Annotated in this window: 21 protein-coding genes, 2 tRNA genes and 1 other RNA gene; 7 read left to right on the forward strand and 17 right to left on the reverse strand. The window is 30.6% G+C overall.

All coding sequences use genetic code 11. The features are described from left to right. Positions 1-5 precede the first annotated feature (5 nt). The 4 genes from ftsZ to AC5YGC_RS05615 all read right to left on the reverse strand — a co-directional run bounded on the left by ftsZ (position 6) and on the right by AC5YGC_RS05615 (position 3335). Complete coding sequence (gene ftsZ, locus AC5YGC_RS05600) at positions 6-1481, reverse strand: cell division protein FtsZ (protein WP_496139247.1); 1476 nt, start codon at positions 1479-1481, stop codon at positions 6-8. 2 nt (positions 1482-1483) lie between these two features. Beyond that, positions 1484-1951, reverse strand: coding sequence for a division/cell wall cluster transcriptional repressor MraZ (gene mraZ / locus AC5YGC_RS05605; protein ID WP_496139248.1), 468 nt, complete (start codon positions 1949-1951; stop codon positions 1484-1486). 255 nt (positions 1952-2206) lie between these two features. After that, positions 2207-2561, reverse strand: an RNA gene (rnpB, locus tag AC5YGC_RS05610) — RNase P RNA component class A. A gap of 42 nt (positions 2562-2603) precedes the next feature. Further along, positions 2604-3335, reverse strand: coding sequence for an N-acetylmuramoyl-L-alanine amidase (locus tag AC5YGC_RS05615; protein WP_496139249.1), 732 nt, complete (start codon positions 3333-3335; stop codon positions 2604-2606). Between the two features lie 78 nt (positions 3336-3413). On the opposite strand from AC5YGC_RS05615, the gene AC5YGC_RS05620 reads away from it, so the two are divergent. After that, a complete protein-coding gene (locus tag AC5YGC_RS05620; RefSeq protein ID WP_496139250.1) occupies positions 3414-4199 on the forward strand; it encodes an MlaA family lipoprotein in 786 nt (261 codons plus the stop codon). Positions 4200-4212: 13 nt separating this feature from the next. Beyond that, a complete protein-coding gene (locus AC5YGC_RS05625; protein WP_496139251.1) occupies positions 4213-4806 on the forward strand; it encodes an ABC transporter substrate-binding protein in 594 nt (197 codons plus the stop codon). Positions 4807-4826: 20 nt separating this feature from the next. Here AC5YGC_RS05625 and AC5YGC_RS05630 read toward each other — a convergent pair. From AC5YGC_RS05630 to AC5YGC_RS05650, 5 genes are all read right to left on the reverse strand, one after another. Beyond that, a tRNA-Ile gene (locus AC5YGC_RS05630) sits at positions 4827-4903 on the reverse strand. A 66-nt stretch (positions 4904-4969) separates the two neighbouring features. Continuing rightward, positions 4970-5044 (reverse strand) — tRNA-Val (locus AC5YGC_RS05635). A 9-nt stretch (positions 5045-5053) separates the two neighbouring features. Next, entirely contained in the window at positions 5054-6877 is a 1824-nt protein-coding gene (gene rpoD / locus AC5YGC_RS05640) for an RNA polymerase sigma factor RpoD (protein ID WP_496139252.1), read from the reverse strand. A 66-nt stretch (positions 6878-6943) separates the two neighbouring features. Beyond that, positions 6944-8719, reverse strand: a complete 1776-nt coding sequence (gene dnaG, locus AC5YGC_RS05645) for a DNA primase (protein WP_502314004.1) — start codon at positions 8717-8719, stop codon at positions 6944-6946. Then, entirely contained in the window at positions 8719-9180 is a 462-nt protein-coding gene (locus tag AC5YGC_RS05650; RefSeq protein ID WP_496139254.1) for a GatB/YqeY domain-containing protein, read from the reverse strand. The genes dnaG and AC5YGC_RS05650 overlap by 1 nt, the downstream gene beginning before the upstream one ends. 128 nt (positions 9181-9308) lie before the next feature. Between AC5YGC_RS05650 and carA the strand changes: the two genes are divergently transcribed. Both carA and carB read left to right on the forward strand, forming a co-directional pair. Then, a complete protein-coding gene (gene carA / locus AC5YGC_RS05655) occupies positions 9309-10505 on the forward strand; it encodes a glutamine-hydrolyzing carbamoyl-phosphate synthase small subunit (RefSeq protein ID WP_496139255.1) in 1197 nt (398 codons plus the stop codon). Then, on the forward strand, positions 10483-13707 hold the full coding sequence (gene carB, locus AC5YGC_RS05660) for a carbamoyl-phosphate synthase large subunit (RefSeq protein WP_496139256.1): 3225 nt from the start codon (positions 10483-10485) through the stop codon (positions 13705-13707). The genes carA and carB overlap by 23 nt, the downstream gene beginning before the upstream one ends. Here the strand turns inward: carB and AC5YGC_RS05665 are convergent. The 3 genes from AC5YGC_RS05665 to AC5YGC_RS05675 form a co-directional block, all read right to left on the reverse strand. Then, positions 13704-14759 (reverse strand): D-alanine--D-alanine ligase family protein, encoded by a 1056-nt coding sequence (locus AC5YGC_RS05665; protein WP_496139257.1) that lies wholly within the window; start codon positions 14757-14759, stop codon positions 13704-13706. The genes carB and AC5YGC_RS05665 overlap by 4 nt on opposite strands. Positions 14760-14935: 176 nt before the next feature. Further along, the gene (locus AC5YGC_RS05670) at positions 14936-15598 is read right to left on the reverse strand and encodes a hypothetical protein (RefSeq protein ID WP_496139258.1); all 663 of its coding nucleotides are present in this window, start codon (positions 15596-15598) and stop codon (positions 14936-14938) included. Continuing rightward, a complete protein-coding gene (locus AC5YGC_RS05675) occupies positions 15585-16538 on the reverse strand; it encodes an ELM1/GtrOC1 family putative glycosyltransferase (RefSeq protein ID WP_496139259.1) in 954 nt (317 codons plus the stop codon). Before AC5YGC_RS05675 ends, AC5YGC_RS05670 begins: the two co-directional genes overlap by 14 nt. A 21-nt stretch (positions 16539-16559) precedes the next feature. Between AC5YGC_RS05675 and trxB the strand changes: the two genes are divergently transcribed. Further along, positions 16560-17504: a thioredoxin-disulfide reductase gene (gene trxB / locus AC5YGC_RS05680; RefSeq protein WP_496139260.1), complete on the forward strand. Its 945-nt coding sequence runs from the start codon at positions 16560-16562 to the stop codon at positions 17502-17504. A 1-nt stretch (position 17505) separates the two neighbouring features. On the opposite strand, the gene AC5YGC_RS05685 is transcribed toward trxB, so the two are convergent. Further along, positions 17506-17883, reverse strand: a complete 378-nt coding sequence (locus tag AC5YGC_RS05685) for a winged helix-turn-helix transcriptional regulator (RefSeq protein WP_496139261.1) — start codon at positions 17881-17883, stop codon at positions 17506-17508. 106 nt (positions 17884-17989) lie between these two features. On the opposite strand from AC5YGC_RS05685, the gene AC5YGC_RS05690 reads away from it, so the two are divergent. Further along, positions 17990-19009 (forward strand): NAD-dependent epimerase/dehydratase family protein, encoded by a 1020-nt coding sequence (locus tag AC5YGC_RS05690; RefSeq protein WP_496139262.1) that lies wholly within the window; start codon positions 17990-17992, stop codon positions 19007-19009. A 5-nt stretch (positions 19010-19014) separates the two neighbouring features. Here the strand turns inward: AC5YGC_RS05690 and AC5YGC_RS05695 are convergent, their stop codons facing one another. Both AC5YGC_RS05695 and AC5YGC_RS05700 read right to left on the reverse strand, forming a co-directional pair. Next, positions 19015-19668: an NAD(P)H-binding protein gene (locus AC5YGC_RS05695; RefSeq protein WP_496139263.1), complete on the reverse strand. Its 654-nt coding sequence runs from the start codon at positions 19666-19668 to the stop codon at positions 19015-19017. After that, the gene (locus tag AC5YGC_RS05700; protein ID WP_496139264.1) at positions 19668-20117 is read right to left on the reverse strand and encodes a YtoQ family protein; all 450 of its coding nucleotides are present in this window, start codon (positions 20115-20117) and stop codon (positions 19668-19670) included. The genes AC5YGC_RS05695 and AC5YGC_RS05700 overlap by 1 nt, the downstream gene beginning before the upstream one ends. 103 nt (positions 20118-20220) lie before the next feature. Between AC5YGC_RS05700 and AC5YGC_RS05705 the strand changes: the two genes are divergently transcribed. Further along, on the forward strand, positions 20221-21990 hold the full coding sequence (locus AC5YGC_RS05705) for an ABC transporter transmembrane domain-containing protein (protein ID WP_496139265.1): 1770 nt from the start codon (positions 20221-20223) through the stop codon (positions 21988-21990). 50 nt (positions 21991-22040) lie between these two features. Here the strand turns inward: AC5YGC_RS05705 and AC5YGC_RS05710 are convergent, their stop codons facing one another. Then, a complete protein-coding gene (locus AC5YGC_RS05710) occupies positions 22041-23057 on the reverse strand; it encodes a putative sugar O-methyltransferase (protein ID WP_496139266.1) in 1017 nt (338 codons plus the stop codon). A 7-nt stretch (positions 23058-23064) separates the two neighbouring features. Beyond that, entirely contained in the window at positions 23065-24264 is a 1200-nt protein-coding gene (locus AC5YGC_RS05715) for an aminotransferase class I/II-fold pyridoxal phosphate-dependent enzyme (RefSeq protein ID WP_496139267.1), read from the reverse strand. Positions 24265-24284 lie beyond the last annotated feature (20 nt).

Consider the following 24284-nt stretch of genomic DNA (forward strand, 5'->3'; position numbering starts at 1 on the left):
GACCATTAATTCTTTTGTCTTCTTAAAAATGCTGGAATTTCTAGATCATCATTTTCTGAAGTTTCAGTTGATAAAAATCCTTCTGTCTCTGAAGTTGCGCTATCCGAACTAAATAGATCTGGAGCATCTTCACCTTCTACACCAAAGTTTTCAAGTCCATTAGAAATATGCACTTCCTCTATTGGGCTATTTTCTTCAGGTTGTGCAGTTGTAAGTGCTTCCTCTGAAAAAGATTGCTCATAATCATTTGATTGATTATTTTCAACAATACTTTCAACTTCTTGATTGGTAGGAGTTTGCTCATTCATCATTTCTGATGATGCAGTGTTTGTAGCTGGCTCTGCAATTATTTCATTTTCTAACTTTAATGCATTTGCTCCATGTGAAATGGGGCTTGTCATCGTAGGTGAAAAGTTAAACGATTGAGCAGAACTTGCACTGTTAAAATCTGAATAACCAGGATTTCTATTTTGTATTCTGTGAACCATATTGATTACAGATTTACTTTCTGGTTGTTGGCCATCTAATGCTGTTGCAACAATTGATACTCTGATTTTTCCATCAAGGTCACCAGATGTGATAGCACCAATAATCACTTCTGCTTCAGGATCTACTTCAGCTCTTATTTTGTTAACAACTTCATCAACTTCAAAAAGTTTAAGATCCTTACCACCAGTAATATTTACTAGTAATCCTTTTGCACCTTTTAACGTATAATCATCAATCAATGGGTTGCTAATTGCCATATCTGCTGCTTTAGCTGCTCTACCTTCTCCTTCAGCCTCACCAGTTCCCATCATTGCTTTACCCATTGAAGCCATTACAGTTTCAACATCAGCAAAATCTAAATTAACTATACCCGGTCTAACCATTAAATCAGTTACACTTTGTACACCTTGCATTAAAACGTTATTTGAAAGATTAAAAGATTCTTCAAATGTAGTTTGTTCATTCGCAACCTTAAATAGATTTTGATTTGGAATTACAATAATTGTATCCACATGTTTTCTTAATTCTTCTAGACCTAGCTGAGCTCTTCTCATTCTTGATGGTCCTTCATATAAGAAAGGAAGTGTCACAACACCTACTGTTAAAATATTTAATTCTTTAGCAGCTCTTGCAATAACGTGTGCAGCGCCTGTTCCAGTTCCACCACCCATACCGGCAGTTATAAAAACCATGTTTGCACCCTGAAGTGTATTTACAATTTCATTCAAAGACTCATCTGCAGCTGCTTGACCAATGTCATGCTTCGCACCAGCACCTAAACCTTTTGTTAAACTTAGACCAATTTGAATTCTTGCTTTAGCTTTACTTAACTTTAAATCTTGAGCATCTGTATTTACTGCTATGAACTCTACTCCTTGAAGCCCATTATCAATCATTTCATTAAGTGCATTTCCACCTGCTCCACCAACTCCCACTACTAATAGTCTTGGTTGTAATTCTTTAATTTCTGGTGATTTAAAGTTAATTGTCATTTTTATTTCCCCTCATTGTTATTAAAATGTTTTTCCCATTTAAGACTTGCACGATTTAGATTTGCTTTTTTTCTTGCATTGATCTTAAATTTTTCAAATGCTGCTGGTTCCCATACTTGGAATGTTTGACCTTGACCAACAAACAACATGCTATTTTTTATTTTTGCATGCTTTAATAATTTTGCTGATAATGAAATTCTACCTTCACTATCAAATTGTAAATTCATACTTTCAGATAAGATTGATGTTGAAAAATAATCTCTTTTTTCTTCAAATGGACTTAATGAATCTATACTTGCAGAAAGTTTTTCAATTCTATCTTGTGAACAGGCTTCTATAGACTGATTATTAAATGAGGGATAACAGATAACTCCGTTGTATCCTAAGTTAGAAAGGTGAGATCTAAAACTAGCAGGCACTGACACTCTTCCTTTTTTGTCTATTTTGTTCTCGTACGTAGATAAAAACATATTTTTTATATTTCATAAATTCCATATTTGGGAATATATGGGATAATATGGGTTTTTAACTATAGTGTCAATATGTTCATTTTAGGCCTATTTAACAATGATTGTGAATAACTTTTATGTATCCATATTAAGTCTAAAATCAATTTTTAGTTTTAACTCAATACAATTCTAGGATTAAAAATAAGAACAGAAGTGATTCAATTATGAATCAAAAGGTGAACACCTAAATTTAATTAAAATTGAACTGTGGATAAGTTTGCTAGACGAACTATAAGCCGGGTTCTGTCATTTAAACCTATCATTTCTCTAGGCTTAAGATCACTCTTAAGCTCAAGCAACTAACCCTGATGACTAGCCAAAGACGGCTTTTAGTTTTGCAACAATGTCATCTCTACTTAGTCTTGCTCCCAGTGGGGTTTTCCAGCGTTCATTGTTACCAATAGAACCGGTGCGCTCTTACCACACCTTTTCACCCTTGCCATGTTATGGCGGTATATTTTCTGTGGCACTATCCCTAGGGTTTCCCCCGCCAGGTATTATCTGGCACTGTGTCTTTGCGGAGCCCGGACTTTCCTCTTTAAAAAATTAAAGCGATAAATCGTTCATCTAGCAGATGTAATTTATTACTTAACTATAGAACTTCAAGAAAAATTTAATTATATGCCTTGATAAGATTTTTGCTAATAATTAGACATTCTTGATCAATTTTACCATCAACCAACTCTTGTCTAAATCTTCTTTGAAAAGTTTTTGCCAATTCTTTTAAAGATTTATTCTTACTGCTATCTTTTGCGTATGTTATTGAATATCCAATCTTAAACAAGTTTCTAAAAAAAATATTCTCTTCTATCTTGTTTATTTTTAGTTTTCTATTTTTTATCAAATATTTCTTATTTAATGTGTGCCATATCCCTATTTTATTTTTAGATAAATATTCCCAAGGAAACTTTTCACCTGGATCTTTTCTTCTTAGTGCTGCTATGTCTGAGTGTCCCAAAATATTCTTAGGACTAATTTTATATTCTTTTATTAAAAATTTACTTAACTTGAAAAGAGAAGTGATTTGTTTTTTTTTAAATTTTTTATAACCATGCTCATGTCCTGGGTTTGTAATTTCAATTCCAATAGAATTTTGATTTAAAGATTTGTGATTTTTCCAAGAAGATTCTCCTGCGTGCCATGCAATGTATAAGTCAGGTACCATTTTTATAATTTCCCCATTATTTTTTATGAAATAATGACAACTAACCTCAGATTGTATATCTGTCAGTCTTTTCAAGGCATTAGATTCGTTTTTCATTCCTGTATAATGGAAAATAATAAATTTGATTTGCTTAGAAGTTCTTTTTTTAGGATTAAAATTTGGGGAATAATTTAATATCATTTTTAAAGCCATTTTTGGGCCATATTTAAAGCTAATTGCTGATTTACATTAACATTATATATATTATATAATCAGATAATGAAAAAAATTATAATAACTTCACTTATAAGCTTAATGTTAGCAACAAATTTAAGCGCTGGCACAGATGGTGAAAACAACTTATCAAAAAAAAATTCAGGAGAAGTTAAGGATTGTTTTGAAGGTGTAAACAGAGCGACATTTAAATTTAACCAAGTTCTTGATGGCGTTATTTTTGAGCCTGTTGCTAAAGCTTATAGAGTTTTACCCTCTCCGGTTAGAGCTGGGACAGGTAATGCTCTAGACAATCTCTCTACACTTGTAACAATACCTAATAATATTCTCCAAGGAGAATTAAAAAAAGCTGGAGTTAACACAGGTAGATTTATTGTTAATACAACAGTTGGGGTTATTGGAATATTTGATGTGGCTGAAAAAATTGGTTTTCCAGAGTATGAAAAAGAAGATTATGGCCAAACACTTGGTGTGATGGGTGTTGGTCCGGGATGTTATATCGTTTTACCTGTTTTAGGACCATCGACTATTAGAGATACAGCTGGATCATTTGCAAATATACTTGGTGGAGATGCTTGGTATAATGTTACTGTTGCTAATGATACTCAACATTTTTCTGACTTTGATTATTATGCATCAAGAGCAAGTTCTGGAATAGATTTTAGAGCAAAAAATATAGACTCGTTTGAAAACTTAGAAAAAAATTCTATGGATTTTTATGCTTCAGTTAGAAGTTTATATTTACAAGATAGACAACTAAAAATAGCTAACTCTAATTCAATAACTGAAACCCAAAACGATAGTGATTGGGAAGAAATAGAAACTCAATAAATTATAAAACTTAATGAGATTAAAAAAGTTTTTAATATTTACCTTCGTCATAATTAACTTTTTTGGTATTAATCAATCATATTCAATTGAGCCAGATGTGTTTGTTCAGTCAACAGTGAACAGAGCTTCAGAAGCATTAAATAACAAATATTCAAAAGAAGAAAAAATAGAAAAGCTAAAACAAATTGCAAGTGAAACCGTTGATATCAATGGTATTGGTTATTACACTTTAGGAGCTTATAGAAAAAATATAAGTGACAATGAAATAAATCAATATGAAATGCTTTTCGAACAATATTTTCTAAAAAGTTTTTCTAGTCGACTGGCTGAATACTCAAATCCAGAGATTGAAGTTGTGTCTAAAAAAAAATTAAATGAAAATTACACAATGGTATCTAGTATTTTAGTTGGAACAGAACAGAGACCTGAGGTTAAAATTGATTGGAGAATTTATACAAAAAACCCAGAAAACCCTTTCATCAGAGATTTAATTATTGAAGGCTTAAGTCTAGCAAGAACTCAAAAGGAAGAATTCTCTTCTATCATTCAGAGTAATGATGGAGATATAAATGCTCTTTTTTCTACTTTAAAAGAGTTTATTAAATAATCATCTATAAAAATAATTTTTGGTGGGCCCACCAGGACTCGAACCTGGGACCAATACATTATGAGTGTACTGCTCTAACCAACTGAGCTACAGGCCCTAAAAATTAAACTTTAATTATATTATAATGTAACCGATGTCTAGCATAGGTAAAAGATAATGAAAATGGTGGGACTGGTTGGTTACGCTCCAACTACCCCTGCAATGTCAATGCAGTACTCTACTATTGAGCTACAGTCCCTTTGAAATTTTAACTTTCTAAAAAGCTTTTTAGCTGTTTGGATCTGCTTGGGTGTTTTAATTTTCTTAAAGCTTTAGCTTCTATCTGTCTAATACGCTCTCTTGTTACAGAAAACTGGAGACCTACTTCTTCAAGAGTATGATCTGTATTCATTCCAACACCAAATCTCATTCTAAGAACTCTTTCCTCTCTTGGTGTTAGAGTTGATAAAATCTTAGTCGTAGCTTCACTTAAATTTGACTTAATAGCTTGTTCTAAAGGTGCTAATGCTTTTGTATCTTCAATAAAATCACCTAAACTACTATCCTCTTCATCACCCACTGGTTTTTCAAGAGATACTGGTTCTTTTGATATTTTTAAAACTTTTCTAACTTTATCTAAAGGCATTCTTAATTTTTGCGCTAGTTCTTCAGGTGTAGCCTCTCTACCAAACTCACTTAAAATTAATCTTTGAGTTCTTACAATTTTATTAATAGTTTCAATCATGTGAACTGGAATTCTTATTGTACGAGCTTGGTCAGCAATAGATCTAGTGATTGCCTGTCTGATCCACCAAGTAGCATATGTTGAAAACTTATAACCTCTTCTGTATTCAAATTTATCTACAGCTTTCATAAGGCCAATGTTTCCTTCTTGAATAAGATCTAAAAATTGAAGTCCTCTGTTTGTATATTTTTTTGCAATTGAAATTACTAATCTTAAATTTGCTTCAACCATTTCTTTTTTTGCAATTCTAGATTCTTTTTCACCTTTTTGAACTCGGCTAACTATTTTTTTATAATCAGTGACTGAAATTCCAAGTTTATGACTAATCTCAATTAATCTCTCTCTTATGTTTTTAAATTCATCTTTATTTTTAGAAAAAAACTGTTTCCACATGGGGTTAGTATCCAGGAACTTTTTAAGATTTGGATTAATTTCATTACCAATATAAAACTTAATAAATTCATTTCTCGGAATTTTTTGATCCATTGCTAACCTCAAAAGGTTTCCCTCTAATGAAACAATTTTTTTATTTTCCACATAGTGCTTTTGAACCAATTCCTCTAGTACAGATGGTGATAACTGTAATGATTTAATATTTTCTAAAATATCACTTACAATTTTATCATGTCCTTTTTCTTTAGCAGTTGAGAAGCTTACAGCGTTTAAAATACCCTCGAGTTTTTCTTTTTGATACTTGATTAATTTTGCATATTCTTTTGTTAAAGTATTTACAGTTTTTAAAACTTTTGGTTTGATTTCAGTTTCCATTGCTGCAAGCGTTGGATTAAACTCATCATCATCTCCATTATTTTCATCGTTTTTATCAGTTTCACCAGAATTTCTTTGTTTAGCACTCGGACCTGTATTTTCGTCTTCCATGTAGTTAGTATCAATATCAATAATTTCTCTAACTAAAATTTCGTCACTCTGAAGTTTTTCATCCCACTCTACAAATTGTTGTGCGGTAATTGGGCTTTGTGCTAATGCAATAAGCATTACATCTTTTCCAGCCTCTATTCTTTTTGCAATTGCAATTTCACCTTCACGAGATAAAAGCTCTACTCCACCCATCTCCCTTAAATACATTCTTATAGGGTCATCACTTTTCTCAATTGTCTTACCCTCTTCTTTAGATGAATTTTCTTTTTTTCTTAAAACTTTAAAATCAGATTTTTTTTCTACAAGTGCTACATTCTCATCAAGAATGTGCATGAAGGCTTGTTCTAAATTTTCGTCTGAAAGATTTCTTTTACCTAATGATTTATTTAACTCATCAAAAGTTATAAATCCTCTATGGGTTCCACGACCCATAAGTCTAGCAAATGATTTTGTAATTATTCTTTCCACAATAGTATATTTGAAATGACTTATATAAGCGCAATTTGAGAAAAATCCACGTATTTTTTGAATGATTTAATTGATGTTTTTTTGTTTTTTTAGCTCTCTTATTTCATTGAAAGTGCTTTCGCTTAAATCTTTAGAGAACTTTGACTCAAGTTCTTCAATTCTAAACTCTAAATCGTAGTTTTTAAGGTCTCTAGAGACTTCTTCTAATAATTCAAACATTTTATTCTGATCATTTTGATGATGATTAAGAATATGCTTTATCGAAGCAAATTTAAAAATTTTTTCAGTTAATTGGGGATCAATAGGAATTTGATCTAAGGTAAGTTTTTCTCCACTCTTTAGTTTAGTTACCAAAGTTTCAAGAATTAATTTATTTTCTTCACTAAATAGATTTATATTTTCAATCATGTGAATATTTTCTTGAAATAAATCTAAATTATTCATTATTAAATAAAGCAATGAAAACTCTTTAAGCTCAACACCACTCAATAATTTGCTTTCATTAAAGTGTTTTTGAGTAGACTGTAATGATTTTATCTTTTTAGTATAAAATTGTTTTTTTCCTACATTGCTGTGTGGAGTTAAAGATGAAATTTTCTCCAAGAAAAACTCTAGTACATATTTTTTTATAAAATTATCTTTTATGGTCGCCGCAATAGCTCTTAATTTTTTTTCAAAAATAGCCATTGATGAAGGGTTGTTATCAGTTTGTTGTTTATAGTGATTAAATATAAACTGGTGAATTGAGATTTTTGCTTGCTTGGTAAAATCAATAAAGTTTGCTTTACCATTTTTATTTGCATAGCTATCTGGATCTTCGCCATCTGGTAAAAAAAGAAACGAAATTTGTTTTTCTGGTTGTAGTTCTTTAATTGAATTTTCTGCTGCTCTAAGCGCTGCTTTGTATCCACTTTCATCACCATCAAAACAGATAATTATATCTTCAAAGAATTGGTTGAGCATTAAAATTTGTCTATCCGTTAAAGAGGTTCCAAGATTTGCTACAACATTCTCGATCCCATTTTTACTTAAACCAACTACATCCATATATCCTTCAACTAAATATACATGATCTATTTTATTTGATAATCTTCTAGCTAAATCTAAATTGTATAAGTTAGAGCCCTTTTTAAAAAAAGGTGTTTCAGGGGAATTAATATATTTTGCTGAATAACTATTTTCTTGGATGGTTCTTCCTCCTAATCCAATAGGCTGGCCTGAAATATTATTAATTGGAAATATTATTCTATCTCGAAATCTTTCAACGTATTTATTCTTTTTTTCATCTAAATAAAAAAGACCACTTTCAACTAAAACTTTCTCGCTGAATTCATCTTTTAATTTTTCATAAAAATTAGAGTTTCTTTCAACAAATCCAATCTTAAAATTTTTGACTTCATTTTTACTAAGGTTCCTTTTCTTTAAATAGCCTCTCGCAATAGTTAAACTTTCATTTTTTAAAATTTCTTTGTGATAAAATTGAACATATTGATTATAGATTGAACAATACTCTTGCCAATTTTTTTCACGTTCTTCATCTTGTTTTGAGAATGTATAAGGTCTCATACCTGCAAGATTTGCTAATGATTTTACCGCTTCTCCAAACCTCAAATTTTGAGTTTTCATTACAAAATCAAAAATATTTCCATGTTCTGATGTTGCAAAACAATGATAAAATTCTTTTTCATCATTAACTGTAAATGAAGGTGTTTTTTCAGTTTTAAAGGGTGATAAGCCTACAAATTCTTTGCCTCTTTTTTTTAGACTGACAGATTTTGATACAACTGTCGAAACCTTTAAACGAGTTTTAATTTCATCCAAATACTCTTTTGGGTATTTCATTATTTATTCAATAGTTCTTTGAGTAAGGGTCCAGCTTTAGCAAAGTCTAGATTGTCAGGATATGACTTTTTCAATTCACCCATCACTTTACCCATGTCTTTAATTGATGCGGCACCCAATTTACTTATTGTATCAACGCATATCTTTTTAGTTTCTTCATCATTTAACTGCTGTGGTAAAAAACTAGATAAAAGATCAAATTCATTTTGCTCAACTTCTAGCAAATCCATTCTGTCATTTTTTTGATAGATATCTATTGATTCGGTTCTTTGTTTGATCATTTTCTTTAAAAGTTTTTTAATGTCCTCATCGTCTGTCTCTTTTATGTTGGCGCCAGATCGATTGATAATATCGATATCTTTTATTCCAGATAAAATTAACCTGTAGGTTGAGATTTCAACCTTATTTTTTGATTTTAGAGAATTTTTATAGTTAGTTTCAATTTTTTCTTTCAATGTCATAATATTTTTTAATCTACTGCAAAGTGAAAATTCTTCAAAAGAAAAATTGTTTTTTTATAATTTTATAATACATCTCTGTTGCGATAATTAAGGTTTTATTGTATTAACTTTTAACTCATGAGTTGTAATTGATCAAAAAAGCAAAAAAAATTAGCTCTAATAAAATCTCACAGATTCACACAGGCGTTTTAGTTCTTGAAAATAAAACTATCTTTAAAGGAGTTGGTATTGGCCATCAAGGAACTGCGACAGGTGAAGTGTGTTTCAATACTTCTCTAACCGGATATCAAGAAATTATTTCAGATCCATCTTATGCTGGGCAAATTATTAATTTTACTTTTCCACACATTGGTAACGTTGGAACTAATAAAGAAGATTTAGAGTCTGATAAAGTTTGGACAAAAGGTGTAATTTTTAACTCTGAAATAACAAGTCCTTCTAATTATAGATCTTTAGCTAATTTAGACATGTGGTTAAAAAAAAACAAAATTGTTGGGATCACTGGTTTGGATACAAGAGGTTTAACCAATTATATTAGAGATAATGGAGCACCTAAAGGTACTATTTCTTTTTCTAATAAAAGTAATTTCAATATTAGTAAATTAGCAAATATCACAGCCAAATGGAGTGGATTAAATAATTTAGATTTAGCAGAACAGGTAACTACTAAAAAAAATTATATTTGGTCAGGTTTTAAAACTTGGAAAAAAGAAACCGGTTATTTAAAAAATAAAAAAAACTCACTACATGTTGTTGCAATTGACTATGGAATTAAGAAAAATATCCTAAGGTATTTCTCAGATCTTAATTGTAAAGTAACAGTAGTTTCATGCAAAATGAGTGCAAAAGACATTCTTAAATTAAAGCCAAATGGGATCTTTTTATCCAATGGTCCTGGTGACCCTGCGGCAACTGGAAAATATGCAATTGAAATTATTAAAGAATTAATCAAAAATAATTTATCTATCTTTGGTATTTGTCTTGGTCATCAAATTCTTGCCTTAGCACTTGGTGCAAAAACTAAAAAAATGAAACTAGGTCATAGAGGTGCTAATCATCCAGTTAAAAACTTGATTAAAGATAATGTCGAAATTACCAGTCAAAACCATGGCTTTGAAATTGTAAGAGCAACATTGCCAAAAAATATTGAAGTAACTCATAAGTCTTTATTTGATAATTGCATTGAAGGAATTAGATTAAAAAATAAACCTGTTTTTTCTGTTCAATATCACCCTGAATCAAATCCAGGACCGCAAGATAGTGTTTACTTATTTGAAGAATTTATCAACAACATAAAAAAAAATGCCAAAAAGAAAAGATCTTAAAACTATACTAGTCGTTGGTGCTGGACCAATAATCATTGGTCAAGCATGTGAGTTTGACTACTCAGGTACACAAGCCTGTAAGGCCCTTAAAGATGAAGGTTATAAAGTTATTTTAATTAACTCTAATCCAGCAACTATCATGACGGACCCTGGTGTTGCAGATAAAACTTATATTGAGCCCATAACTCTAGAGGTATTAGAAAAAATTCTAAAAAAAGAAAAACCAGATGCAATTTTACCAACAATGGGTGGTCAAACTGCTTTGAATTTAGCAATGGAAGCAGAAAAAAAAGGAATTCTTAAAAAATACAAGATTGAGTTAATTGGTGCAAATTCTAAGGCAATCTCTAATGCAGAGGACAGAAAAAAATTCAGAAAAAATATGTTAGATATTGGTTTGGACTTACCAAAATCTAAAGTGGTAAATCATATTAGAGATGCTGCAAAAGGTTTAAAACAAATCGGATTACCAGCAATAATTAGACCTGCATTTACTTTGGGTGGTTTGGGTGGAGGAATTGCCAAAACTGAAAAAGAATATCTTAAAATAGTTAAAGATGGTTTACACGAGTCTCCTGTTAGCCAAATTTTAATTGAAGAATGCCTTGAGGGTTGGAAAGAATTTGAAATGGAAGTTGTTAGAGATAAAAAAGACAACTGTATTATTATTTGTTCTATTGAAAACATTGACCCAATGGGAATTCACACAGGAGATTCCATTACAGTTGCACCCGCTCTAACACTTACGGATAAAGAGTACCAAGTTATGAGAAATGCCTCAATTGCTTGTCTTAGAAAAATTGGAGTAGAAACGGGTGGATCAAATGTTCAATTTGCAATCAATCCTAAGGATGGCAGAATGGTTATCATTGAAATGAACCCAAGAGTATCGAGGTCTTCAGCTCTTGCATCTAAAGCAACAGGGTTTCCAATTGCAAAAGTTGCCGCAAAACTAGCTGTTGGCTACACACTTGATGAATTAAAAAATGAAATTACTAAAACAACACCTGCTTCTTTTGAGCCAAGTATTGATTATGTGGTAACCAAAATACCGAGGTTTACCTTTGAAAAATTCTCTACTTCTGAGGCAATTCTTGGAACTTCAATGAAGTCAGTTGGTGAAGCGATGGCAATTGGTAGAAACTTTAAAGAATCTCTGCAAAAAGCATTGGTTTCTCTTGAAATTGGCTTTTCAGGCTTAGATCGAATTTTTTCACTTAATATAAAAGAAATAGAAAAAGAATTGAAAAAAAATATTCCAAATAGAATATTATTAGTTGCTGAAGCGTTTAGAAAAAAAATAAGCATTAAAAGAATTCACCAACTTTGTAAAATAGACCCCTGGTTCTTAGAGCAAATAAAAGAAATTGTTGATGAGGAAAATCAAATACAAAAAAAAGGTCTCCCTAAAGACTACAATGAATTTAACAGAATTAAATCAATAGGTTTTTCTGATAAAAAATTATCTGAAATCACAAAAATTCCTGAAGACCTTGTTAGAAAAAAAAGAACTGCTTTAAAAGTATTACCAGTTTACAAAAAAGTAGACACCTGTGCTGCTGAATTTAAATCTTTCACACCTTATATGTATTCAACATACCAAAGAAATTATGCTTTGAATTCAGAGTGTGAAGCAGAGCCTTCTTCAAGAAAAAAAATTATAATTTTAGGGGGTGGACCAAATCGTATAGGCCAAGGAATTGAGTTTGATTATTGTTGTTGCCAAGCAAGTTACGCTCTTAAAGATAGTGGTTTTGAAACAATAATGATTAATTGTAATCCTGAGACAGTTTCAACAGACTACGATACAAGTGATAGACTTTATTTTGAACCTCTTAAAGAAGAGTATGTTTATAATATTATCAAAAAAGAACAGCAAAAAGGAAACCTTATTGGGATCATCGCTCAGTTTGGTGGACAAACTCCTATAAGACTTGCAAAATTCCTACACGATAACAAGCTTCCAATTTTAGGTACGCAGTACACATCAATAGATTTAGCTGAAGATAGAGATAGATTTAGAATGTTGCTTGACAGATTAAAATTAAAACAAGCAGAGAGTGGTATTGCCAAAACTTATAAGCAAGCCATTCAAATTGCTGAAAAAATTGGACTGCCTTTAATGGTAAGACCTTCTTATGTATTAGGTGGAAGAGCGATGGAAATTGTTCATGAAAAAAGCCAATTAAAAAACTTTGTAGAAGAGGCATTTAAAGCTGCAGAAGATAATCCAATATTAATAGATAAGTTTATTAGCCATGCTATGGAAGTTGATGTTGATGCTATATCTGATGGAAAAGAAGTGTTTGTTGCAGGTATCATGCAACATATTGAAGAAGCAGGTATTCACTCAGGGGATTCTGCATGTTCTTTACCTCCTATATCTATTAAACCAAAACTAATAACTGAAATAGAGGCTCAAACAAAAAAACTAGCTTTGGCTTTAAATGTTAAAGGCTTTATGAATATTCAATTTGCCATTAAAAATGATGAAATTTATGTAATAGAAGTAAATCCAAGAGCAAGCAGAACAGTTCCTTTTGTATCTAAAGCCAAAGGATTGCCTCTTGCAAAAATTGCCTCAAGAGTAATGACTGGTGAAAAGTTATCTAAATTTAACTTAAGAGGTAAAAATAAAAACTTATTTGCAGTTAAAGAAGCAGTATTTCCTTTCAATAAATTCCCAAATAGTGACCTATTATTGGGGCCTGAGATGAAATCAACAGGTGAAGTTATGGGATTTGATAAAGACTTTGGTATGGCTTACGCAAAAAGCCAAATTGCTGCTTCAAACTCTTTACCCACTAAAGGTTTGGCATTTATTTCTCTCAAAGATGGTCATAAAGACGAAGGTGTAGACCTTGCAAAACAACTAATAAAATTAAATTTTACTTTATGTGCAACAGGTGGAACTGCAGAGTACATTCGTAAACATGGAATAAAATGCAAAACGATAAACAAGGTTAGTGGAGGATCACCTCACATTGTTGATGTACTAAATTCTAAAAAAATTGCCTTAGTTATTAATACGGGTGGTGGAAATAGTGAGCATCGTCTTCATGATGCAATGGCTCTAAGAAGAGCAACACTAGGTAATAAAGTTCCTTATTGTACAAACATGTCTACTGCTCAAGCTTGCTTGATGGGGATTAGATCTTTAAAAACAAAAGAGATTACTGTTACAGCGCTCCAAGATATTTAATGTGAAGACAAGCCAGTATTTGCAATACTAAAAATCATATCTTCGTAACTCATATCAAGGTTTAGTACACACGATCTATAGAAATAGCCTTTTCGAAGACCTGGCATTAAATTTGCTTCTATAAAATGAGGAGAGCCTAAATGATCCATTTTAATATCTATTCTACCTAAAGATTTTCCACCTAAAGCTTTAAAAGAATCTTTTGCTAATTTAGAAAGTTTGTCAAAGACCACAACATCTGAAACAAGAATTACGCTCTCTTCGTCATTTTTTTTAACATCAAAATCAAGAATGCAATGACCGTCTACATTTTCTTTTACGATAATTTCTATTGGCATAGCTCTTAAAGTTCCGTCAATACTATCTTCAAAAATACCAACACTATATTCTTTTCCTGCTAAATATGTTTCGACTAAAGAAGGTGAGTTTTGCTTTATTTTAATGTCTAATACTTTTGAGGTAAAATCTTCAAAATTAAATACAATTGAATTTTTATCCACACCCCTGCTATCTCCACCAGTTACTGGTTTTATAAAAAGGGGAAATTTTATTGGTATTGATGATTCTTTTAAGTATTCACCGGGGTTTGTTATAAAAAAATCTGCAGTTCTAATATTATTTTTTTGCATAATCTTTTTCGCTCTATTTTTATCACTTTCATTATCAAGAGCTGCTTTACTTGAGGCGATATATGGAATTTCAAACATCTCTAAATAATCATTTAGCCATATTTTCCTATTATTAAAAAAGAAATACTTAACACCAGAGAATACTAAATCAGGCTTTCTTTTAACTAGGGCTTCAAGATCTTCTTCTGAATTAATTTCAGTAATTAAAACATTTTTATATCGTTTAGATAAAATCCTTAGAACATTTTTTTCTTCTAGAATAATTCCAACATTATCTTGATGTGAATTTAACTCACCCAAATTAGGGACTACGACTATTTCTATAGTCTTACTAATTTTTATTGGAATAATATTATTTTTTTTTAAAGGTAAAATATTACCTATTTCTCGAATTCCTTGTTTAGCTATGTCTTTTATAATCATAATAAATCCAACACATAACCCACGCAAAAAAGCATGAATGATGGGCTATTCTAATAAAGTTGTTTTCTAAAAAATTATTGCCTAAGTAATGAAGTGTAAAATTATCTGGCAGTATCTTAAAAATTAAGTGTACGCCCTATCAGTTGTGATAGATACAAGTCTCTATAAATTTAATACTACTTAACTTTCCAGTCCGTAGGAAAAGAGACGTAATTAACTTGTAAACAACGTCTTTCTTTGACGATCTCCTTCTTTTCCATCCCATGCCAAGTATTTGGCCCACTAGTAAAGAAGTAACCATAGTTATTTTTATATGGAACAGTTTTAACTTTTTCTAACTTTTCATTATAAAAATCAGTACCTAGTGTCTCAGATTCATTAAATTCATTAACAAATAACAGGCACGAGACTAGTTTTTCTTTAATATCACAATGTGGTTTAAGCCAAAATCCTTTTCTATCACAAATTACTTCTACTCTTACATAAGAATTAGACAGATCTCTATTTATAAGATTTGAAATCTTGGAGCATGTTTCTTTTGATTGAAGTTCATTGATTAGTTTTGTTAATGCCGGAAACTTCTTGCTATTTTCTTTTGTAATAAAACATCTAAATTTTATTGCTTTACCACCACTTGTTATCCCTTCTCTAAATTCTGGTGCACCCCCGTCAATAGCTCTTGTTCCATCATATTCTAAATCAAGTTGATTTAGATCAGGTATGTCAGCAATTATGATTTCTTTAATAGCATCATTTGATAATGGTTTATTTAACTCCCAATGTTTAAAAGGATCATTGTGTTCCTTGGAGTTATTTAAAATTGAATTAAGAAAAGTCATGCTGTTTTATTTTTTCTTTTATTTGGTTCGCTATTTTATTAGTTTCGTTTAGTTTTGTATAAGTCCAATTTTCAACAGAATTATTTAATTCTTTTATTATATTTAAAGACTCGAATAAATTAAAAAAGCTTTTAAATCTCTGATTATTTTTAATTGCTGGCATTTGAGCTACATAAATTGGCTTTCCAGTAATTGCAGCTTCTGAAATCATTGAAGTAGAATCGCAAGTAACAATAATATGATCTGATATTTTAAGTGAAGAAAGATAGGCTTTTTTATCAACATTAGGGATTATGATTTGATCTTTATCAAAATAATTTTTAGCTTTTTCAATTATATTCTGAGGAGTTCTCATTGAGGGAATAATAATTACTTGATAATTATTTTTTATAAAATTTTGTTCAATCTTTGAAAAAATGCCATCTATGACTTGATTGTTATAATCATAATATCTAGTTGGTCCTCCTAATACTAAAGTAACAATTTTTTTTCGAGTATTAATTTTAGATTTTAAATAATTTTCATTCTGATCCAGCTCATCATTAGTTAAATAATGAACCGCGCCTTTGCTTGTTAATACGTTATTTCCCTTTAAACCGTCGTGTTCGGGCGCAACTACAAAATCAAAATTATCTAATGAGACCTTAGGTTCTTGAATGTGAATATTTATGATTTTATTTTTAAATTTTTTCTTTAAATATATTGATGGTATTATACTTTTTCTTCCACAAGAAATAACAACATCAAACTGGCTATCAATTTTATTTTTAAAAACAAAATCTTGCACAGGTGTTACTTTGGGTGGAAATAATTTCCAAAAATTATTAATTTCAATCTTCTCGTGTATAAAATCTAAATCTAAAGCCTTAGCTAATCCTTCAACTTGGCTAATCATGCCGTGCATGCCCTCTGTTAATAATAACCCTTTTAATTTTGTCATTTATCCTTATATAACTTCTGCATGAGTGATAATCCAATTAAACACACAAAAGTGTTAATAATAGGGTCAGGTCCAGCTGGCTATACAGCAGCTGTGTATGCTGCCCGAGCAATGCTAAGCCCTGTTTTAGTATACGGCTCTGAACCAGGTGGACAATTAACTACAACAACAGACGTGGAAAATTACCCTGGTTTTTCAGATGTAATTCAAGGTCCATGGTTAATGGATCAAATGCGAGACCAAGCAAAAGCAGTTGGTACAGAAATGATTGAAGATCATATCGGATCAGTAAATTTAAAATCTACACCCTTTGAAGCTATTGGAGATAGTGGACAAAAATATACTGCAGATAGTATAATTATTTCAACAGGTGCTCAAGCAAGATGGTTAAATATAGAATCAGAACAAGCATATAGAGGCTTTGGTGTTTCAGCGTGCGCAACATGTGACGGTTTTTTCTTTAAAGAAAAGGTTGTAGCAGTTGTTGGCGGTGGAAATGCAGCTGTAGAAGAGGCAATGTTTCTTACAAAATTTGCATCGAAGGTAAAATTAATTCATAGACGAGATACTTTAAGAGCAGAAAAATTACTTCAAAAAAAATTAATGGCAAATAAAAAAATTGAAATAATTTGGGATAGTGCTGTTGAAGAGGTTATTGGAAATAGCAAACCTAAAAATGTTACAGCGATTAAAGTTAAAAATCTTAAAACAAATAAAATTGAAGAAATGAAAATAGATGGTTTATTTATTGCAATTGGTCATGATCCAGCAACGGCTCTTTTTAAAGATCAATTAGATATGGATAAAGAAGGTTATTTATTAACTAAACCAGATTTAACAGAAACTAATATCCCTGGTGTTTATGCTGCAGGTGATGTTAAAGACAAAACATTCAGACAAGCTGTAACTGCTGCTGGAATGGGTTGCATGGCTGCACTTGAGGCTGAAAAATTCTTATCTCACTAACTTAAATATTCACTATTTTAGAAATTTCTTTTTTCCTACCTGAACTCCATTTTTTTAAAGCAGATATTATTGGTATTGCTGAATTTCCGAATTCACTTAGTTTATAATCTACGTTTTGAGATTTATTAATAATTTTAACAACCAAACCATCTTTTCTCATTTCATCAAGTTTTCTTGCCAAAACTTGGGAACTGATATTGGTTACTGTTTTTCTAAGCTCATTAAATCTGATTTTCTTATTTTCATAGATTCTTGCAATAATAAAAATTTTCCATTTTCCTCCTAATAACTCCATAACGTTTGAAAAAGGACATGATTGTTTTTGATTAATTTTTTCCACATCTTTTTTGTAAACTAATAACAAAAAATGACTAGTCATTATTTAAGTAACTGTGAAGTGACTAGTAAGCTTATAATTAGTTGATAAAAGATTATTTATGTCCATATGTATCAAAATAAAAATTTAATTAAAAAGGAACAACAAAATGACAAATAAAGTATTATTAACTGGAATAAGCGGCTGGATAGCAAAACATATAGCAATTGAATTATTAAATTCTGGATATGAAGTTTTAGGAACTGTTAGAAGCCAAAACTCATTAGATAAAACAAAGAAGACTCTAAGCGAATATGTTTCAACAGATAAATTATCATTTGTTGAATTGGACTTATTAAAAAATGATGGTTGGGTTGAGGCTGCTAAAGATTGTAAATATATCATACATACCGCTTCTCCCTACCCTATGAAAAGCTCAAGAAATAGAGAGGCTTTAGTTCCAGCTGCTAAAGGTGGAACGTTAAGAGTTTTAAACGCCGGTATAGAAGCTAATGTTGAAAAAATAATTCTTACTTCATCAATAGCCGCTATGTTTAAAAAACCTAACAGAACAAACCCATATACTTTTGGAGAAAGTGATTGGTCAAATACTGATTGGAGTGGATCGAATGACTACATTATATCAAAGACAAAAGCTGAACAAGCTGCATGGAAATTAATGGAAAGCAAAGGGTTAAAAGACAAATTAACTGTAATTAATCCAGGAGGAGTTTTTGGTGATGCTTTAGATAAAAAAACAAATACCTCAACTAGCTATGTTGAACTTTTCCTTAAAGGAAAATATCCTATGGTGCCAAATTTTGGAATATTAATTTCTGATGTAAAAGATGTAGCAAGAGCGCATGTTTTATCTATAAAAAATCCCAAGGTTAATGGAAGACGTTTAATTATTGGTTCAGAAGTAAAAAAAATGCTCGAAGTTTCTAAAATTATGGCTGAAGCATTTCCAAAGTATGCAAAAAAACTTCCAAAAAAAGAAATGCCAAATTTTATGGTTAAATTGATCAGTTACTTAGACTCTTCTGTAAAGATTATGTTGCCTGATCTTGGCATTTTGATGCAGACTGATACTTCATATTCTGAAGATTTATTGGATATGAAATTTAAATCTGCAAAAGATAGTATTGTAGATGCTGGGAACTCAGTAATTAGACTTGGATTAGTTTAAGAATACTAACTACTTATTTCTGATATCTCGTTAGACTCAAAAATAGTTTGCTGAATATCATTTTGAATAACAGCTATCATTGCTTTTGCAACTGTTTCGGAATGAATAGGTTTCATTTTCTTTAAAGGACCTAAAAGTAATGGAGAAAGTAACTTAAAAACAAAAATACCTATTGTTTCACTTGCTCTCTTTTCTTTTCTATTACCTATTAAAAAAGACGATCTCATTATTCCAAGTTTTGGAAAATTAAGTTCTTTTAACTCTTCTTCAACCAATCCTTTAAATCTTATGTATTCTCCTGAGCTCTTGGGGTTTGCATACAATGCAGAGACAAAAATAAATGAGTTAACCAAATTTGATTTTGCAATTTTTGCAATTTCTTTAGGAATATCAAGTTCAACCCTTTTATATTCATCTTTATCAGGTGCATTTTTTTTTGTTGTACCAATACAAACGAAACAATCATCTCCTTTGATATCTTCTTTGTGATTTTGTAAATTACTAAAATCAGTCTTAATAATCTCTACTTTTGAATCGCTAATTTCAGGAACTGAACGAACAAATAATTTTATTTTAGAATAATTAATGTCCTTAATTAATTGATTAAGAAGATGCCCTCCAACTAAGCCTGATGAGCCAAATAACAAAGCTGTTTTCATTACTTTAAGGAACCTTCCAATATATATTTCAATATACGAAAAGCTTGTTTTTGATCTGAAGCAACAGCAGCAGCAGAGCCATCCACTTCTTTAAGAGCATGTTGATGATCATCATTATGAATAACAATCATAGATTTATTAAGTGCTGTAGCATAACCCGCATCAAATGCTGCATTCCATTGCTTAAATTTTTCTCCAAACTTAACAATAATTACATCACAATCTTGAATAGATTTTTTGGTTCGAATGGAATTAATATTTGCACCTTTTCTATCTTTCCAAAAAATTTTTTCTTCAGCTCCAAGAATTTCTACACCACAATTGTCAGAAGCCTCATGATCAGTTACAGGAGAAGTAAATTTAACATCTAATTTCTCTTTTTCACAAAGTTGAATAATTTCTTCTCGCCAATTACTGTGAATTTCACCTGCCAAATATACACTTAACATTTATATCTCCTTATTACTTTTTTAGTTTAAATATCATTTTTTAATTCATTATAAAGTCTAATTTGCTTGTAACAAATTTTTACTAATCAGTTATATCTAGATTGTGAAAAAGGGTAAATACATTAAGACTTTTAAACTGTTGCTTCCTTATTTGTGGCCTAAAAAAAGGAAAGATTTAAGGTTACGAGTTAGTTTTGCAGTTGTTGCTTTAGTTTTAGCAAAAATAGCAAGCGTTAGCACTCCTTTAGTATTGGGTAGTGCGGTAAACTCTCTGACAGAATTAAGTTCAGGCGTTAATTTATTTATGCTGGTACCAATAGCTTTAGTAGTTGGCTATGGTGTTACAAGAGTAATTGCTTTCACATTTGTTGAAATTAGAGACGCCTTATTTTCAAAAGTTTCCCAGCATTCTATTAGACAAATATCTTTGACAATGTTCCAACATCTTCACAATCTATCTTTACAATTTCATTTAAATAGACAAACAGGTGCACTAGCAAAATATATAGATAGAGGAACTAAAGGAATAGATTTTCTCCTAAGATATGTCTTGTTTAATATTGCTCCTACTTTCTTTGAAGTGTTCTTGGTTTCTGGGATTTTATTTTATTTATATGGCCCATGGTATGCTGTTGTAACACTTGTAACTATTGGCCTTTATTCTTTCTTAACTTTTAAGATTACTGAATGGAGAAATGTATTTAGAAAAAGAATGAACCAAGCTGATAACGATGTTAGCACTAAGATGATTGATAGTTTATTGAACTTTGAGACAGTTAAATATTTTAACAATGAAGCCTTTGAAGCTAATAGACTTGATCAATCATTAGAACAATATGAGTTAGCAGCAAATCAAAGTAGACATTCTCTTTCACTATTAAACATAGCCCAAACATTTATCATAATGGTGGGTATTACTATAATGTTGGTGATGTCAGTTTATGGGATCAAAAGTGGAGAGATTAATATTGGTGGGTTTGTTGTAATTAATGCCTACATGCTCCAATTATATCAGCCATTGAATTGGTTAGGTTCTGTTTATAGAGAAATTAGGCAAGCACTGACTGATATGGAAAACATGTTTAGCTTATTAGAGGTTGCCCCAACAACAAATGATGATCTTGATGATATACCCCAAAGTAACGATGCAGAAATTAGATTTGAAAACATTAGTTTTGATTACGATATAAGAAGAACTATCATTAAAAATATTTCATTTACTGTTCCTAATGGAAAAAAAGTAGCTATCGTAGGACCAACTGGTGCTGGTAAATCAACAATAAGTAGACTGTTATTCAAGTTTTATGATCCAAAAGAGGGAAATATTTTTATTAATAATACAAATGTAAATAAAATTTCTCAAAACTCTTTAAGAAAAATTATTGGTGTAGTCCCACAAGACACTGTCTTATTTAATGACACAATTTATTATAATATAGCTTACGGTAATACTGGTGCTACTAAAGAGCAGGTTATTAGTGCAGCACAAAATGCAGATATACATGATTTTATAACAATTTTACCGGATGGTTATGAAACAATTGTAGGAGAAAGAGGGTTGAAATTATCTGGTGGAGAGAAGCAGAGAGTTGCTATTGCAAGAACTATTCTAAAAAATCCTAAAATATTTTTCTTTGATGAAGCGACATCTGCATTAGATACTAGTACAGAAAAGGAAATTCAAAAAAATCTAGAAAATGTCTCTAAAGGTAAAACAACTTTAATAATTGCTCACCGTCTATCTACAGCTGCAAATGCTGATAATATTATTGTTCTTGATCAGGGTTCTATTATCGAACAAGGGACGCATGAGAGTTTATTGTTAAAAAAAGGTAAATATTTTGAGATGTGGGGAAAGCAAAAACCTAGCTAAGACTTTTGCAAAAAGAAGATATTTTTTGAATCAAATTAAGTTCAGAAAATTTAATTTTCAGTATAAAGATTTGTTACCTTAATAAAGGCATTGTTCATATTTCTGCCTACATTAATATTGCTTATCTCATACATAAAATCTTTGTCATTTTTATTCCAGGGATATTCTGAAAATCTCAAATACTCTAGATTAGAATCATTAATAATTTTTTTTTCAACTCTATTAATATTAAGAAAAACATTATTTTTTTTCAAGCAATCTCTCAAACAAGTAAAATATTTTTTTATTTCTTCATGATTCATTTCACCTAAAGATGCAGTATTCACAGCAATATCAAAAAAATTATTGGGTAAAAGTTTGGTATTTTCCGTATCTAGAAAGACAAACTCGGCATCAATTTTTTGATACTCGTTGTTTATCTCATTGGGTAATAGATATGTTGAGTTTGGGAAATTTGTAATTATATTCAAAAAACAAAAAGGTATGTTTTGAGGCAAATCGATAGAGTATATTTGCTTTACTTTTGAGTGATTTTTAATAATTGTAATTAAATCACCACTTCCTGGGCCAATCTCTAAATAATTTAAGTTATCCCGATCTTTGATTATATTATAAATCTCATTAAAGTACCAAAATGGGCTATATTTCTTGATATTATAAATGTAATTTTTTTTATCAAACATATTTCCAGAATAAAAAAATGATTTATTTTTTGGCCAATGTTTGTCAAAATGTCTAATACCGCAAAAACCTAGACCATAATAATTACCAACAAAGTTGGAAATAAATTTTTTAAATAATCCAATGAAGTTCCAATATTTTTCATAAGGATTAAGTTTAGTAAATTTTAATTTATAAAAGTTATCAAAGCCACTAGGTTTATTACTCAATATTACCCTATCATTCTCAAACGACAAAAGGTCCAAATTGTTTCTTTTATCCCAATGATCTGATTTATTTTTTATTTTAACTGATTTGCAATAATTTTCCAGTCTTTTTAAATTTTCTGGACTTAATTTGATTGAAAAATTATCTTTGGATATTCTTTTTAAAATTTTTTTTATCATTAATCAACTATTTTAAATTCTTACAAAATAAACTTATTTTTTCTAAAGCTATTTTAAGATTTTCCATAGAAGTTGCATAAGATATTCTAAAGAAACCTTCTAAACCAAATGCAGAACCTTGAACAACTGCAACACCACTATTTTCTAATAAAGACTGAACAAAATCAGTATCTGTCTTAAGCTCCTTACCACTTGTATCTTTTTTCCCAATCAACCCTTTGCAGCTTGGAAAAACATAAAATGCTCCATCTGGATTTAAACATTCAATTCCCCCTATTTCATTTAATGCTTTAACAACAAAGTTTCTTCTCTCTTGAAATGAAGTTGCTCTCTCTTTAATAAAATCTTGAGTTCCATTTAATGCTTCAACTGCTGCAGCTTGACTAATTGAAGATGGATTAGTTGTCGATTGTGATTGTATTTTAGCAATTGCTTTAATAATTTCTTTTGGACCAGCAGCATACCCTATTCTCCAACCAGTCATTGAATAAGCTTTACTTACACCATTCATTGTAAGAACTCTTTCTTTCAAGCTATCAATTTGTGCAATAGTAAAAAATTTAAAACCTTCGTATATTACGTGTTCATAAATATCATCACTTAAAATATGTACGTGAGGATGTTTTGCTAAAACATCTGCAATTTCTTTAATATCACTTTCGGTATAACAAGCACCTGTTGGATTTGATGGTGAATTTAATATTATCCACTTTGTTTTTTTTGTTATAGATTTTTCTAATTCAGCTGGATTAATTTTAAATCCTTGTTTTTCATTACACTCTAAAATAATTGGAGTTCCACCGGCTAATAAAACCATGTCAGGATAAGAAACCCAATAAGGCGCAGGAACTATAACCTCATCCCCTTCATTTAGGGTTGCCATCATGGCATTATAAATTACATGTTTTCCACCAGCACCAACTGTGATTTGATCGGTTGTGTAGTCTAAATTGTTTTCTCTTTTAAATTTTTTAACAATGGCATCTTTTAAGGCAGCAGTTCCATCAACGGCTGTATATTTGGTATCACCGTCATTAATGGCTTTTATAGCCGCTTGTTTGATATTATCTGGTGTATCAAAGTCAGGCTCTCCTGCTCCTAAACCTATAACGTCTTTTCCAGCAGCTTTTAACTCTCTTGCCTTTTGAGTTACAGCAATAGTTGGCGATGGTTTAATCTTTTTCAGACTGTCTGATATAATGCTCATTGAAATATATTTTTATTCTA

The organism is Candidatus Pelagibacter sp. uisw_138 (genome assembly GCF_059512485.2).

What these genes read in the sequence shown, in the direction of transcription:
- AC5YGC_RS05715 (WP_496139267.1), bottom strand. Translation starts at nt 24,264, where the DNA reads ATGAGCATTATATCAGACAGTCTGAAAAAGATTAAACCATCGCCAACT.
- AC5YGC_RS05710 (WP_496139266.1), bottom strand. Translation starts at nt 23,057, where the DNA reads ATGATAAAAAAAATTTTAAAAAGAATATCCAAAGATAATTTTTCAATC.
- trxB (WP_496139260.1), top strand. Translation starts at nt 16,560, where the DNA reads ATGAGTGATAATCCAATTAAACACACAAAAGTGTTAATAATAGGGTCA.
- mraZ (WP_496139248.1), bottom strand. Translation starts at nt 1,951, where the DNA reads ATGTTTTTATCTACGTACGAGAACAAAATAGACAAAAAAGGAAGAGTG.
- AC5YGC_RS05695 (WP_496139263.1), bottom strand. Translation starts at nt 19,668, where the DNA reads ATGAAAACAGCTTTGTTATTTGGCTCATCAGGCTTAGTTGGAGGGCAT.
- carB (WP_496139256.1), top strand. Translation starts at nt 10,483, where the DNA reads ATGCCAAAAAGAAAAGATCTTAAAACTATACTAGTCGTTGGTGCTGGA.
- AC5YGC_RS05650 (WP_496139254.1), bottom strand. Translation starts at nt 9,180, where the DNA reads ATGACATTGAAAGAAAAAATTGAAACTAACTATAAAAATTCTCTAAAA.
- AC5YGC_RS05670 (WP_496139258.1), bottom strand. Translation starts at nt 15,598, where the DNA reads ATGACTTTTCTTAATTCAATTTTAAATAACTCCAAGGAACACAATGAT.
- AC5YGC_RS05685 (WP_496139261.1), bottom strand. Translation starts at nt 17,883, where the DNA reads ATGACTAGTCATTTTTTGTTATTAGTTTACAAAAAAGATGTGGAAAAA.
- AC5YGC_RS05620 (WP_496139250.1), top strand. Translation starts at nt 3,414, where the DNA reads ATGAAAAAAATTATAATAACTTCACTTATAAGCTTAATGTTAGCAACA.
- AC5YGC_RS05615 (WP_496139249.1), bottom strand. Translation starts at nt 3,335, where the DNA reads ATGATATTAAATTATTCCCCAAATTTTAATCCTAAAAAAAGAACTTCT.
- AC5YGC_RS05625 (WP_496139251.1), top strand. Translation starts at nt 4,213, where the DNA reads ATGAGATTAAAAAAGTTTTTAATATTTACCTTCGTCATAATTAACTTT.
- AC5YGC_RS05700 (WP_496139264.1), bottom strand. Translation starts at nt 20,117, where the DNA reads ATGTTAAGTGTATATTTGGCAGGTGAAATTCACAGTAATTGGCGAGAA.
- AC5YGC_RS05675 (WP_496139259.1), bottom strand. Translation starts at nt 16,538, where the DNA reads ATGACAAAATTAAAAGGGTTATTATTAACAGAGGGCATGCACGGCATG.
- AC5YGC_RS05690 (WP_496139262.1), top strand. Translation starts at nt 17,990, where the DNA reads ATGACAAATAAAGTATTATTAACTGGAATAAGCGGCTGGATAGCAAAA.
- AC5YGC_RS05665 (WP_496139257.1), bottom strand. Translation starts at nt 14,759, where the DNA reads ATGATTATAAAAGACATAGCTAAACAAGGAATTCGAGAAATAGGTAAT.
- ftsZ (WP_496139247.1), bottom strand. Translation starts at nt 1,481, where the DNA reads ATGACAATTAACTTTAAATCACCAGAAATTAAAGAATTACAACCAAGA.
- dnaG (WP_502314004.1), bottom strand. Translation starts at nt 8,719, where the DNA reads ATGAAATACCCAAAAGAGTATTTGGATGAAATTAAAACTCGTTTAAAG.